Source organism: Streptomyces sp. MS191 (assembly GCF_008042125.1).
Lineage (GTDB): Bacteria > Actinomycetota > Actinomycetes > Streptomycetales > Streptomycetaceae > Streptomyces.
Genome location: NZ_RDBI01000040.1, coordinates 379,469 through 392,809, shown reverse-complemented (window position 1 = coordinate 392,809; position 13,341 = coordinate 379,469). Strand labels below are relative to the sequence as shown.

General features: G+C 73.1%; 11 protein-coding genes. 9 read left to right on the top strand and 2 right to left on the bottom strand.

Annotated features, from left to right (window positions below):
* The first annotated feature begins 26 nt into the window (after positions 1 to 26).
* From EAO71_RS08675 to EAO71_RS08640, 8 genes are all read left to right on the top strand, one after another.
* The gene (locus EAO71_RS08675; protein ID WP_147977187.1) at positions 27 to 866 is read left to right on the top strand and encodes a TrmH family RNA methyltransferase; all 840 of its coding nucleotides are present in this window, start codon (positions 27 to 29) and stop codon (positions 864 to 866) included.
* A gap of 83 nt (positions 867 to 949) precedes the next feature.
* Positions 950 to 2,140 (top strand): sensor histidine kinase, encoded by a 1,191-nt coding sequence (locus EAO71_RS08670; protein ID WP_147977186.1) that lies wholly within the window; start codon positions 950 to 952, stop codon positions 2,138 to 2,140.
* A gap of 137 nt (positions 2,141 to 2,277) precedes the next feature.
* On the top strand, positions 2,278 to 3,417 hold the full coding sequence (gene pheS, locus EAO71_RS08665) for a phenylalanine--tRNA ligase subunit alpha (RefSeq protein WP_147977185.1): 1,140 nt from the start codon (positions 2,278 to 2,280) through the stop codon (positions 3,415 to 3,417).
* Positions 3,417 to 5,930: a phenylalanine--tRNA ligase subunit beta gene (gene pheT / locus EAO71_RS08660; RefSeq protein WP_147977184.1), complete on the top strand. Its 2,514-nt coding sequence runs from the start codon at positions 3,417 to 3,419 to the stop codon at positions 5,928 to 5,930. Before pheS ends, pheT begins: the two co-directional genes overlap by 1 nt.
* 451 nt (positions 5,931 to 6,381) lie before the next feature.
* A complete protein-coding gene (locus EAO71_RS08655; RefSeq protein WP_147977183.1) occupies positions 6,382 to 7,026 on the top strand; it encodes a dihydrofolate reductase family protein in 645 nt (214 codons plus the stop codon).
* A gap of 233 nt (positions 7,027 to 7,259) precedes the next feature.
* Positions 7,260 to 8,336, top strand: coding sequence for a PP2C family protein-serine/threonine phosphatase (locus EAO71_RS08650; RefSeq protein ID WP_147977182.1), 1,077 nt, complete (start codon positions 7,260 to 7,262; stop codon positions 8,334 to 8,336).
* Positions 8,337 to 8,593: 257 nt separating this feature from the next.
* Positions 8,594 to 9,934, top strand: a complete 1,341-nt coding sequence (locus tag EAO71_RS08645) for a transcriptional regulator (RefSeq protein WP_147977181.1) — start codon at positions 8,594 to 8,596, stop codon at positions 9,932 to 9,934.
* 51 nt (positions 9,935 to 9,985) lie between these two features.
* Positions 9,986 to 10,516: an NUDIX hydrolase gene (locus EAO71_RS08640; RefSeq protein ID WP_147977180.1), complete on the top strand. Its 531-nt coding sequence runs from the start codon at positions 9,986 to 9,988 to the stop codon at positions 10,514 to 10,516.
* Between the two features lie 199 nt (positions 10,517 to 10,715).
* Here EAO71_RS08640 and EAO71_RS08635 read toward each other — a convergent pair whose 3' ends face one another.
* Positions 10,716 to 11,576, bottom strand: coding sequence for a 3-hydroxybutyryl-CoA dehydrogenase (locus EAO71_RS08635; protein ID WP_147977179.1), 861 nt, complete (start codon positions 11,574 to 11,576; stop codon positions 10,716 to 10,718).
* Between the two features lie 157 nt (positions 11,577 to 11,733).
* On the opposite strand from EAO71_RS08635, the gene EAO71_RS08630 reads away from it, so the two are divergent.
* Complete coding sequence (locus EAO71_RS08630; RefSeq protein ID WP_147977178.1) at positions 11,734 to 12,999, top strand: glycoside hydrolase family 10 protein; 1,266 nt, start codon at positions 11,734 to 11,736, stop codon at positions 12,997 to 12,999.
* 87 nt (positions 13,000 to 13,086) lie between these two features.
* Here the strand turns inward: EAO71_RS08630 and EAO71_RS08625 are convergent, their stop codons facing one another.
* Positions 13,087 to 13,281 (bottom strand): DUF1918 domain-containing protein, encoded by a 195-nt coding sequence (locus tag EAO71_RS08625; RefSeq protein ID WP_147977177.1) that lies wholly within the window; start codon positions 13,279 to 13,281, stop codon positions 13,087 to 13,089.
* Positions 13,282 to 13,341: the final 60 nt, after the last annotated feature.

Genomic DNA, 13,341 nt, shown 5'->3' with positions numbered 1-13,341 from the left:
GGAACCCGAAAGAAGCCGCCGACCCCATGGGTACCCCCGAGCTGATCTCCCCGCGTTCGCCGCGCGTCGTCGCCGCCCGCCGGCTCGCCAAGCGCAACTTCCGGGGCAAGGACCGCCTCTTCATCGCCGAGGGCCCGCAGGCCGTCCGCGAGGCCGTCGCGCACCGCGGCGGCGACGGCGCACCGACCCTCGTCGAGCTCTTCACCACGGTCGAGGCCGCCGAGCGCTACGACGGGATCATCGAGGCCGCGCTCGCGGCCGGGGCCCGCGTCCACCACGCCTCCGACGCGGTGCTCGCCGAGGTCTCCCAGACCGTCACCCCGCAGGGCATCGTCGGCGTCTGCCGTTTCCTGGACTCGCCCTTCGAGGAGATCCTCGCCGCCCGGCCCAAGCTCGTGGCCGTCCTCGCCCACGTCCGCGACCCCGGCAACGCCGGCACCGTGCTGCGCTGCGCCGACGCCGCCGMCGCCGKCGCGGTCGTCCTCACCGACGCCTCCGTCGACCTGTACAACCCCAAGTCCGTCCGTGCCTCGGTCGGTTCGCTCTTCCACCTCCCGGTCGCCGTGGGCGTCCCGGTCGAGCAGGCCGTCGCCGGGCTGAAGGGCGCGGGCGTCCGGATCCTCGCCGCGGACGGGGCGGGCCGGGACGACCTCGACGACGAACTGGACGCCGGCACCATGGGCGGCCCCACCGCCTGGGTCTTCGGCAACGAGGCCTGGGGCCTGCCGGAGGAGACCCGCGCGCTGGCGGACGCCGTGGTGCGCGTGCCGATCCACGGCAAGGCCGAGAGCCTCAACCTCGCGACGGCCGCCGCGGTGTGCCTGTACGCCTCCGCGCGTGCACAACGCACCCGAACCACCGCCTGAGGGGGTCCATTCGGACACCTCCACCTAGTAGGGTGACGGGCTCGGGGGCCCACTGCGCTACACGAAGGGGTGGGGAAACGGGGATGACGGTCGGCACGGACAGTCCCGCACAGGCACAGAGCGCCCCGCCGCGCGCCCCGGGAGACCCGGAGCGCCCGGAGGCATCGGATCCGGACGGGACCGGGATCCCCGGCCAGGGGCCCGGCGGAGGCGCGCACGGCGTCCCCGGCATCGACCCCGACGAACTGCCCGACGGTCTCGTCGTCGCCGACGAGACCGGCCGGATCGTCTGCTTCAACGCCGCCGCCGGCCGCATCGCCTCGGTGTCCCGCAGTCAGGCCCTCGGCCTCCCGCTGGAGCAGGCGCTGCCCCTGGAGGACCTGAAGGGCCGGCGCTGGTGGCCCCTCACCGACCCGTACGGCGGCCTGGCCACCCGCAGCGGCCAGCCCGAGCGCAACCTCCTCCTGCCCGGCGGCCGCGAGGTCCTCGTCTCCGCCCGCTACGTCCGCGAGCACCCCACGGGACCGGTCCGCCGCGTCGTGGTGAGCCTGCGGGGCACCGAGGCCCGCCGCCGCACCGAGCGCAGCCACGCCGAGCTCATCGCCACCGTCGCCCACGAACTGCGCTCCCCGCTGACCTCGGTCAAGGGCTTCACGGCGACCCTCCTCGCCAAGTGGGAACGCTTCACCGACGACCAGAAGCGGCTGATGCTCGAGACCGTCGACGCCGACGCCAACCGCATCACCCGGCTCATCGCCGAGCTGCTCGACATCTCCCGGATCGACTCCGGGCGGCTGGAGGTGCGCCGGCAGCCCGTGGACGTCGCCGCGGCCGTCGGCCGGCACATCCAGGCCCACACGACGGGCGGCCAGTCCCCGGACCGGTTCTTCGTGCGGGTGCGGCCCGGGCTGCCCGACCTGTGGGCCGACCCGGACAAGGTCGACCAGGTGCTCGGCAACCTGCTGGAAAATGCGGTGCGGCACGGCGAGGGAACCGTCACCATCGAGGTGGCACCCGCCCTGCTGCAGGACGACGAGAAAGGTACGGCAGTCACCGTGAGCGACGAAGGCCCCGGCATCCCCGAGGAGTCGATGGGCCGTGTCTTCACCCGCTTCTGGCGGGGGAGCAAGCGCGGTGGCACCGGCCTGGGCCTCTACATCGTCAAGGGCATCGTCGAGGCCCACGGCGGCACGATCACCGTCGGACGCGGCCCCCGGGGCGGCGCCGAGTTCCGATTTATCCTGCCCGTCGGCACCCCGGCCCATCTCGCCTGACGAGATCACGAGCCGTCCGGGCAGCCCACGGGCTCATTCGCGTCCTCGCACCCCGTTAGACTCGACCTTTGGCACGTTTGCGCCCTTGTCGTCGAGCGGGGCCGCGCCCAGCCAGCCAAACGGAAGCACGGGAAGAGATGTCCGCACCCAATAAGTCGTACGACCCCGTCGAGGTCGAGGCCTTGAAACCGGAAGAGATCGAGCGCATGCGGGACGAGGCGCTCGCCGCCTTCGCCGCCGCGGGTGACCTCGACGCGCTCGCGCACGCCAAGGTCGCGCACACCGGTGGCACCTCGCCGCTCGCGCTCGCGAACCGGGAGATCGGCGCGCTGCCGCCGCAGGCCAAGGCCGCCGCCGGCAAGCTCGTGGGCCAGGCCCGCGGCGCCGTCTCCAAGGCCCTGGCCGGCCGGCAGGCCGAGCTGGAGGCCGAGCGCGACGCCCGCGTCCTCGTCGAGGAGGCGGTGGACGTCACCCTTCCGTACGACCGCGTCCCGGCCGGCGCCCGCCACCCGCTGACCACGCTCATGGAGCGGGTCGCCGACGTCTTCGTGTCCATGGGGTACGAGGTCGCCGAGGGACCCGAGGTCGAGGCGGAGTGGTTCAACTTCGACGCCCTGAACTTCGTCCCGGACCACCCGGCCCGGCAGATGCAGGACACCTTCTTCGTCGAGGGCACCGGCGCCGACGGCAAGGCCACCACCGGCGACGAGTCCGGTGTCGTGCTGCGCACCCACACCTCCCCGGTGCAGGCCCGCACGCTCATCGACCGGGAGCCCCCGGTCTACGTCGTCTGCCCCGGCCGCGTCTACCGCACCGACGAGCTCGACGCCACGCACACCCCGGTCTTCCACCAGATCGAGCTGCTCGCCGTCGACGAGGGCCTCACCATGGCCGACCTCAAGGGCACCCTGGACCACATGGTCCAGGCGCTCTTCGGGCCGGACATGAAGACCCGGCTCCGGCCGAACTTCTTCCCCTTCACCGAGCCGTCCGCCGAGATGGACATGCTCTGCTACGTCTGCCGCGGCGAGTCCGTCGGCAACCCGGACCGCCCCTGCCGCACCTGCGGCAGCGAGGGCTGGATCGAGCTGGGCGGCTGCGGCATGGTCAACCCGAAGGTGCTCGTCGCCTGCGGTGTCGACCCGGAGAAGTACAGCGGTTTCGCCTTCGGGTTCGGAATCGAGCGGATGCTGATGTTCCGCCACAACGTCGATGACATGCGAGACATGGTCGAGGGTGACATCCGGTTCACCCGGCCGTTCGGGATGGAGATCTGATGCGGGTCCCGCTTTCTTGGCTGCGGGAGTACGTCGACCTGCCGGCGACGGAGACCGGACGCGACGTCCAGGCCAAGCTCATTTCGGCAGGCCTCGAGGTCGAGAGCGTCGAGCAGCTCGGCGCCGGCCTGACCGGCCCGCTCGTGGTCGGCCAGGTCCGCACCATCGAGGAGCTGACGGAGTTCAAGAAGCCCATCCGCTTCTGCACCGTCGACGTCGGCCAGGCCAACGGCACCGGCGAGCCCCAGGAGATCATCTGCGGCGCCCGGAACTTCGCCGAGGGCGACAAGGTCGTCGTGGCGCTGCCCGGCGCCGTGCTCCCCGGTGACTTCCGGATCGCCGAGCGCAAGACGTACGGCCGGGTCTCCCGCGGCATGATCTGCTCCGGCGACGAGCTCGGCATGGGCGACGACGGCACGCACGGCATCATCGTGCTGCCGCGCGAGCTCGAGGTCGGCATCGACGCCACCAAGCTCCTGGAGCTGTACGACGAGGTCCTCGACATCGCCGTCACGCCCGACCGCGGCTACTGCCTCTCGATGCGCGGCGTCGCCCGCGAGGCGGCCATCGCCTACGGCCTGCCGCTGCGCGACCCGGCGCTGCTCGACGTGCCGGCGCCGAACTCGTACGGCTACCCGGTCCAGATCGTCGACCCGATCGGCTGCGACCGCTTCACCGCGCGCACCGTCGTCGGCCTGGAGCCGGAGGCCCGCACCCCGATCTGGCTGGCGCGGCGCCTGCAGAAGGCGGGCATGCGCCCGATCTCGCTGGCCGTCGACATCACCAACTACGTGATGCTGGAGCTCGGCCAGCCGCTGCACGCCTACGACCGCACCCGGCTCGACGGCCCCATCGGGGTCCGCCGCGCCGCGCACGGCGAGAAGATCACCACGCTGGACGGCGCCCAGCGCGTCCTGGACGGCGCGGACCTGGTCATCGTCGACAACCGCGGGCCGATCGGCATCGCCGGTGTCATGGGCGGCGCCAACACCGAGATCGCCGACCACGGCGACGAGGCCGGCGCGACCACCGAGGTCGTCATCGAGGCCGCGCACTTCGACGCGATCTCCATCGCCCGCACCGCCCGCCGCCACAAGCTGGGCTCCGAGGCGTCCAAGCGCTTCGAGCGCGGGGTCGACCCGCAGGCCGCGGCGGCCGCCGCGCAGCGCACCGTCGACCTGCTCGTGCTGCTCGCGGGCGGCACGGCCGAGGCCGGGGTCACCGAGATCGTCGCCCCGTCCGCGCCGCGCACGATCACCATCCCGGCGGACCACCCGGACCGCGTCGCGGGCGTCGCCTACGGCCGCGAGACCGTCGTCCGCCGCCTGCAGGAGGTCGGCTGCGACGTCTACGGCCAGGACGAGCTGGTCGTCACGGTCCCGTCGTGGCGCCCCGACCTCAACGCGCCCAACGACCTCGCCGAGGAGGTCATCCGGCTCGAGGGCTACGAGAACCTGCCCTCGACGCTGCCGAAGCCCCCGGCCGGCCGCGGTCTGACCGAGCGCCAGCGCACCCACCGCCGCGTGGGCCGCGCCCTGGCCGGCGCCGGCTACGTGGAGGCGCTGAACTACCCGTTCATCGGCGAGCAGGTCTTCGACCAGCTCGGCCTGGACGCGGAGGACGCCTGCCGCCGCGTGGTCAAGCTCGTCAACCCGCTCTCCGACGAGGAGCCCGCGCTCCGCACGACGCTGCTCCCGGGTCTCCTCGGGGCGCTGCGCCGCAACGACGGCCGCGGCTCGCACGACCTGGCGCTCTTCGAGACCGGTCTGGTCTTCCGGGCCACCGGGAACGCGGGCGTCACGGTGCGCCTGCCCGTCGACCGCCGGCCCACCGACGCGGAGATCGCGGAGGTCAACGCCGCACTGCCCGCGCAGCCGCGGCACGCCGCCGTGGTCCTCGCCGGTGCGCGCGAGCAGGCCGGCTGGTGGGGCAAGGGTCACCCGTCGGACTGGGCGGACGCGGTCGAGGCCGCCCGCACGGTGGCCCGCGAGGCCGGCACGGAGCTGATCATCCGTCAGGACCAGTACGGTCCCTGGCACCCGGGCCGCTGCGCCGGTCTCTTCGTGACCGTCGACGGCCAGGAGCAGGTGGCCGGCTACGCGGGCGAGCTGCACCCGCGCGTGGTGAAGGCGCTCGGCCTGCCGGCCCGCACCTGCGCGATGGAGCTGAACCTGGACCTGGTCGAGGCGGCGAGCGAGGGACCGCTGAAGGCCCCCCGGATCTCGTCCTTCCCGGTCGCCACGCAGGACGTCGCCCTGGTCGTCGACGCGACGGTCCCGGCCGACACGGTCGAGGCGGCGCTGCGCGACGGTGCCGGTGAACTGCTGGAGTCCGTCCGGCTGTTCGACGTCTACACCGGTGGGCAGGTCGACGAGGGCAAGAAGTCCCTCGCCTACGCCCTGAAGTTCCGGGCCACGGACCGCACGCTCACGGTCGACGAGGCCACCGCCGCGCGTGACGCGGCCGTGTCCCTCGCCACCGAGCGCACCGGCGCCACCCTGCGCGGCGCCTGACCGCGTCCGCTCACGGCACCCGCAGGGGGCCGGTCACCGGGTTCGCACCCGTGACCGGCCCCCTGCGGCATGCCGGCGGATGCGATGCGGGAACTCCCGACCGACGCGGGCACGTCAGCCGGGCCGGACGCGGTGGGTGATCTAACGTGGGGGAGCGCCGGTGCGGCGTCCCCGGTCCGCCGGCGAGAACAGGGCACCGTGCCGTACCCGTCGGGCTCCGTCGGGTCCGCGCTGTCCGGGGATCGGACGGGTGGGCCCCGGGCCACCGGGCACGGCCTCCCTGCCGAGCCCCGCTCCCGGGCGTCGCGAGCACGCTGACCGACCGGCCGGGTGGTGACCGACGGCCGGGTGAGGCGGTCGACGCGTACGAAGCCCCGTGGCGTCGCGCCGATGAGTCCGGCGGCGTCCGCGGGTCCACCTCCCGACCGCGACAACCGATCGGGAGTACGCCATGGGTCTCATTCACATCGAGCTGTTCGCCACCCTCGACCTCGTCGGGCAGGCGCCCGGCGGCCCCGACGAGGACCCGGAGGGGTTCCCGTTCGGCGGCTGGCAGGCGCCTCTGCTGGACGAGGTCGCCGGGGCGCAGGTCGGAGCCGCGTACGAGGGCACCGACGCCCTCCTGCTCGGCCGGCGGACGTACGACATCTTCGCCGCGTACTGGCCGCACCAGGAGGGCGGCGAGGACGACGAGATCGCCACGCTCTTCAACCGCGTCCCGAAGTACGTGGCCTCGCGCGGCAGGCCCGACCTCTCCTGGGCCGGATCGACGCAGCTCGGCCCGGATCTGGCCGCCGCGGTGCGCGAGATCCGTGACCGGCACGAGCACGTGAAGGTGGTCGGGAGCCTGAACCTGGTGCAGACCCTCCTGCGCGAGAAGCTCTTCGACCGGCTCGACCTCTGGGTGCACCCGATCGTGCTCGGCGTCGGCAAGAAGGTGTTCGACGGAGGCGAGGTGCCCACGAACATCACACTCCTCGAACCTCCGGTGGCCAGCCCCAGCGGCACCGTCTACCTGCGCTACGGACTCGCCGACGGCACGCCCGGAACGGGGGACATGAGCGCCCCCGACCGCGGTCTCGGACGAGACGCCTGACGGCGCCGGCCCCGCAGCATTCTCATCGTGCACCTGTGCGACCATCGGCTTCCCGTTCGGGTGGCGAGACGGTGGCGCGGGGCGGCGCGCCGAGGGCGCTCACTCCTTCGGGTGAGATCGCCGAGGGGTGTTCCGCCACGCCCGGGGCGCTCGACACAATCAACGCGGCCACAGGGGCGGCCTTGTGTGCCGCAGGGCCTTCGGGCGCTGCAGGGCCTCAGGAAGGGCCGTGCATGATCCGTACACGATCGTCGCTCTCCCCGGGTTCACGGCTGCGCCGGCTGGGCCCGCTCGGCCTCCCCGCCCTCTGGGGAGCGGTCGCCGTCACCTGGAGACTCGCCTGTCCGTCGGCCCAGCAGCCGGGGGTCGCCATGCGCGTCGCGACCGGCGTCGTGTTCCTCAGCGTCGGCACCGGACTGGTCCTGGGGATCCGGCACGGCCTCGCCCGCGAGCTGGCACGGATGCGCGTCATCGCCCATGCCACGCAGCGGGCGCTGCTGCGCCCCCCGCCGTCCCGGATCGACGGCCTGTCCGTCGCGGCGGGCCAGCTCTCGGCCTCCCGGGGCGCGGACGTCGGCGGCGATCTCTACGAGGCGGTGGCCACCCCCTACGGCGTGCGCGTGATCATCGGTGACGTCCGCGGACACGGACTCGCCGCCCTCGGCGCGGTCGTCGCCGTGCTGGGCAGCTTCCGCGAGGCCGCCCACGACGAGCCCGAACTCGGCGGCGTGCTGCGCCGTCTCGACCGCGCCCTCGGGCGCCATCTCCGCGAGGCGGCCGTCGACGAGCACCCCGACCGCTCCGGCCGCGCCCCGGAGCACCCGGCGGCGGAGGAGTTCGTCACCGTCCTGCTCCTGGAGATCCGGCCGGACGACGAGGTCGTCGCGCTCAACTGCGGCCACCCGGGCCCGTACCGGATCGGCCGCCGGGTCGAGGCGGTCTGCACCGGCGACCCCCTTCCCCCGCTGGGCGCCTTCCCGCTGCCCGCCGACCTCTCCCCGTACCCGTGCGCCCGGCTCTCGCCGGGCGAGCTGCTCGTCCTGCACACCGACGGCGCGCAGGACGCCCGGGACGGCGCCGGCCGGTTCTTCGACCTCGAAGCGGTCCTGGCCGAGGCGGGCCGCGACSSGTCCCTGCCGCCCGCCTCGCTGGTGCGCCGCGTCCACGGCGCGCTGCTGCGTCACACCAAGGGACGTCCGGCGGACGACGTGGCCCTGCTGGTCCTCCGCAACGACCGGCCGCGGGTACCGGCGCAGCCCGCCGAACCCGGGCTGCGCCGTACCCGGCCTGCACCCTCCCCTCACCTGTGAGCGACGGGTTTCCTGAGGCCGGCGTCGCCCGCCCTGCCACGGAGTGTCGGGCAGATCGGCAGAGCGGACGACGCGGAGCGGGCCGCCGCACTGTAAGGGGGGGAGCCGGCGGCCCTTCGCCTTGCGGCGAGAGAGCCAGTCAACCGGTGGCCACGGCGGGGCGACAGAGTGCACGGAGGGGAAGAACGGGTACTTCGTTCACACCCCGTGCGAAACCGGCCTCTACTACGCTGTGCGCACCGATCCTCGGAGGGGCCATGCAGCCCAACACCCTGCTCGACGCCCTGCTCGGCGAAGCGGGCGTCTCCAACGCCGGCCTCGCCGCCCATGTGAACCAGGCGGGCCGTTCCCGCGGACTCGCCCTGCGCTACGAACACACCGCCGTGGCGCGCTGGTTGAAGGGGCAGCGGCCGCGTGGTCAGGTCCCGGACCTGATCTGCGAGGTGCTGGCCGGACGACTGCACCGGGCGGTCACCCTCGACGACATCGGCCTGGGCGTGCCCGGCGAACCCGCGGGGTCGCAGACCTCCTCGCTGTCCGGCTTCGTCGAGCGGGCCGCCGCGCTGTGGCGCTCCGACGAACAGCAGCGGCCGCACATACTCGGTGCTCAGGCCGTCACCGGCACGCCCGCGGTCATGCCGGTGTGGGAGTGGGAGAACCCACCGGAGGACTCCGACGTCTCCCGCGACGGGATCACCCGGGTCTCCATGGCCGACATCACGATGCTCCGCGCGGCCCGCGCGCACTACGAGCAGATGTACCGCAAGGCCGGTGGCATCGCGACGCGCAGCCGGATCGTCGGCTTCCTCAACGCGGAGACCGCGCCGCTGCTCCGCGGCGCCTACAGCGACAGCCTGGGCCGGCAGCTCCACCGGGCCACCGGCGGCCTGGTGGCGGTGGCCGGGATCTGCGCCTACGACTCGGACGCGCTGGGGCTCGCGCAGCGCTACTTCCACCAGGCGCTGCGGCTGGCCAAGGCGAGCGGGGACCGCGGGCTCGGGGCCTACGTGGTCGCGCTGCTCGTCAACCAGTCGTTGTTCATGGGGGAGTACCGGCAGGCGGTGGCCTTCGCCGAGTCCGCCCTGCGGTCGGCGGGTTCGGAGATCACCCCGGCCCTGGCCGCCGACCTCTCCGCGATGCAGGCGAAGGCGTACGCCCATCTCGGCGACGGCACGGCGGCGTTGTCGTGCATCCGGCGGGCGGAGTCGGAGGCCGTGCGGATCAGCCCGGTCCACGAGCCGGCCGAGACCGGCTACGTCCAGCCCGGCCTGGTCAACGTGCAGGTCGCCGAGGCGCTGCTCAGCCTCGGCGACGTCCCGGCCGCGCGGGAGCACGCGCTCGCGGCCGTGGGGACACCCGCCCACGACCGGGGGAGGGTGCACCGGCTGGCGATGCTGTGCCAGATCGAACTGCGGCAGGGGGACGCCGACGAGGCGGCGCGGACCGCTGTGGAGATGACCGAACAGGCGCGGGGGATGGAGTCGAGACGGCTGCGTGACCGGCTGCGCCTGGTGCGGGAACACCTCCTGGCGACCGACTGCGCGGACGCCCGCGAGGCGGCGGAACTCATCGACGGAGCCCTGCGCGTTCCCCTGTGAGCCCGTGACTGCTGCGATATTGCCACCGACCAATCGGAAGGTGGCAGAAACGTGCAGTGGACGAAACTTAGCGAACAACCTGTCTATGAGAACCGCTGGTTCCGGGTGAACCTCGCGGACGTCGAACTCCCGGACGGCCGCCACCTGGACCACTACCTGATCCGGCTGCGCCCGGTGGCCGTGGCGACCGTCGTCAACGAGGCCAACGAGGTGCTGATGCTCTGGCGCCATCGCTTCATCACCGACAGCTGGGGCTGGGAGCTGGCCGCCGGTGTCGTCGAGGACGGCGAGTCCGTCGAGGCGGCCGCCGCCCGCGAGATGGAGGAGGAGACGGGCTGGCGCCCCGGCCCGCTGCGCCATCTCCTCACCGTGGAGCCGTCCAACGGCCTCACGGACGCGCGGCACCACCTCTACTGGGCGGAGGAGGCGACGTACATCGGGCCGCCGGAGGACGACTTCGAGTCCTCACGCCGTGAGTGGATACCGCTCAAACTGGTCCCCGACATGATCTCCCGCGGGGAGATCCCGGCCGCCAACATGGCCGCGGGGCTGCTGATGCTGCACCACCTGCGCATGGGCTGAGCCGCCCGGGGGTCCGGGCGGCCGGCCGTCCGAGCACCGGGTGGACGAACGGGGGGCCGCCGGATCACCGGCCGGACGGCCCGTACCTGTGCGGGTGAACGGGCCGTCCGGAAGGGTGCCGCGGTGCGGCCGGAAGGCGCGGCTCCGGAGTGGTCCCACCGGCACGGCGGGAAGCGGAACCGGCGGCCGGCGCCGGGGCTCAGGCGTACGGGTAGAAGCCCGAGCCCGTCTTGCGGCCGAGGCGACCCGCGTCCACCATGCGCTGGAGCAGCGGGGGAGCGGCGTACAGCGGCTCCTTGAACTCGCTGTACATCGAGTCGGCGATCGAGGCGATGGTGTCGAGGCCGATCAGGTCCGAGAGCTTCAGCGGACCCATCGGGTGGGCGCAGCCGAACTCCATGCCGTTGTCAATGTCCTCGCGGCTCGCGATGCCCGATTCGAACATCCGGATCGCGGAGAGCAGGTACGGCACCAGCAGGGCGTTGACCACGAACCCGGACCGGTCCTGGGCGCGGATCGCGTGCTTGCCCAGCACCTTCTCCGCGAAGATCTGCGCCCGGCTGATCGTGCCCTCGGAGGTGGTGAGGGCCGGGATCAGCTCGACGAGCTTCTGGACCGGGGCCGGGTTGAAGAAGTGGATGCCGATGACCTGGTCGGGACGCGAGGTCGCCACGGCCAGCTTCACCAGGGGGATGGAGGACGTGTTCGAGGCCAGGATGGCGTCGGGACGCGTCATCACCTGGTCGAGCACCTGGAAGATCTCGGTCTTGACCTGCTCGTTCTCCACGACGGCCTCGATGACGAGGTCGCGGTCGGCGAACTCGCCCAGGTCGGTGGTGAAGCTGAGCCGCGCCAGCGTCGCGTCCCGCTCCTCCTCGCTGATCTTGCCGCGTTCGGCGGCCTTCGTCAGCGAGTTGTAGAGCCGCGTGCGACCGATCTCCAGCGCCTCGCCGGTGGTCTCGGCGACCTTCACCTCGAGGCCGCTGCGGGCGCACACCTCCGCGATGCCCGCGCCCATCTGGCCGCAGCCGACCACTCCGATGCGCTCAATGTCGGCCATGGAGTCCGTCACCTCGTGCCTTTCGCTCTTCTCTGGCGGCGGGCCCCGTGTGATTCCGGTGCGTCCGCCTCGACCCCACGACGTTACTCCGCATCTACCGATGATCGATCGCCCCGGGGTGGGCATGCTGTCCGGGTAGCTGTGACGTATCCGACACATGAGGGGTGACAAAGTGCGGCCTATCGGCAGAAGAGGGTTCGTGGCGGGCACCACCGGAGCGGCGCTCGCCGCCGCCGGACTGACCGGCGCCGCCCCGGCGGCCGCGGCCTCCGCGGCGGGCGGCGGACGGCGGCGGCGCAGGGAGTTCCGCGGCATGTGGCTGGCGACCGTGGCCAACCGCGACTGGCCCTCGCGCGCCGGGCTCACGGCCGAGGAGCAGCGGGCCGAACTCCTCGCCCACCTGGACACGGCCGTCGCCCGCCGGCTCAACGCCGTCGTCCTCCAGGTCCGGCCGACCGCCGACGCCCTGTGGCCCTCGCCGTACGAGCCGTGGGCCCAGTGCCTCACCGGGGTGCAGGGCCGCGACCCGGGATGGGACCCGCTGGGCACGGCGGTCGCGGAGGCCCACGACCGGGGCCTGGAGCTGCACGCCTGGTTCAACCCGTACCGGGTGGCGAATCACACGGACCCCACCCGCCTGGTGGCCGGTCATCCGGCCCGGCTGCACCCCGGATGGGTCCTGCCGTACGGCGGGAAGCTCTACTACAACCCCGGTCTGCCCGAGGTCCGGCGCTTCGTCCAGGACGCGATGCTGGACGCCGTCCGCCGGTACGACGTCGACGCCGTCCACTGGGACGACTACTTCTACCCGTACCCGGTCGCCGGCCAGGTCTTCGACGACGACGCCGCCTACGCCGCGTACGGCGCGGACTTCCCCGACAAGGCCGCCTGGCGACGGAACAACACCGATCTGCTGGTCTCCGAGACGGCCGCCCGGATCAAGGAGATCGACCGGCACGTGGACTTCGGGGTGAGCCCCTTCGGGGTCTGGCGCAACGCCGCCACCGACCCCGAGGGCTCGGACACCAGCGCGGGCGTCCAGACCTACGACGACCTGCACGCCGACACCAGGAAGTGGGTCAGGGAGGGCTGGATCGACTACATCGCGCCCCAGCTGTACTGGAACATCGGCTTCCCCGCCGCCGACTACGCCAGGCTGCTCCCCTGGTGGGACGAGGTCGTACGGGACACCGGCGTCGGCCTCTACGTCGGCGAGGCGCTCTACAAGTGCGGTGACCCCGCCCAGCCCGCGGCCTGGCAGGACCCCGCCGAGCTGTCCCGCCATCTCGCGCTGGCCGCCCGCCACCCCGGGGTGCGCGGACACTGCTTCTTCTCGGCGAAGGAGGTCGGCACCGACCGGATCGGCGCGATGGCGGCCGTGGTGGCCGACCACTACCCGACGAGGGTCCGCCCGCCACGGTGATCCCGCCGTCCCCGGCCGCCCGGGGTGCGGCCCCGCACGGTCGCGCCCGGCGCCGTCACCCGACGCCGGGCACTGTCCGGGCTGCTCTCACGTCTTCTCGTGGTGGCGTACGACGGTGTCGGGACCCGGCGCCATCAGGGCCTCGTGGCCGTCGTCGTCGAATCGCACGCGGTACGGGGGAGTGCCGTTCTCGCCCAGTACCTCCATGACCTCGGCCGTACGGTCGTGGTGACCGACGGTCCGGCCGTGCACCAGCAACTTGTCGCCCTTGCTCGCTTGCATCGGGGTGGCCTCCTCGCGGCCGGGCTTGTCGTACTTCGCAGTCTACGTCCGGGAGGGTGA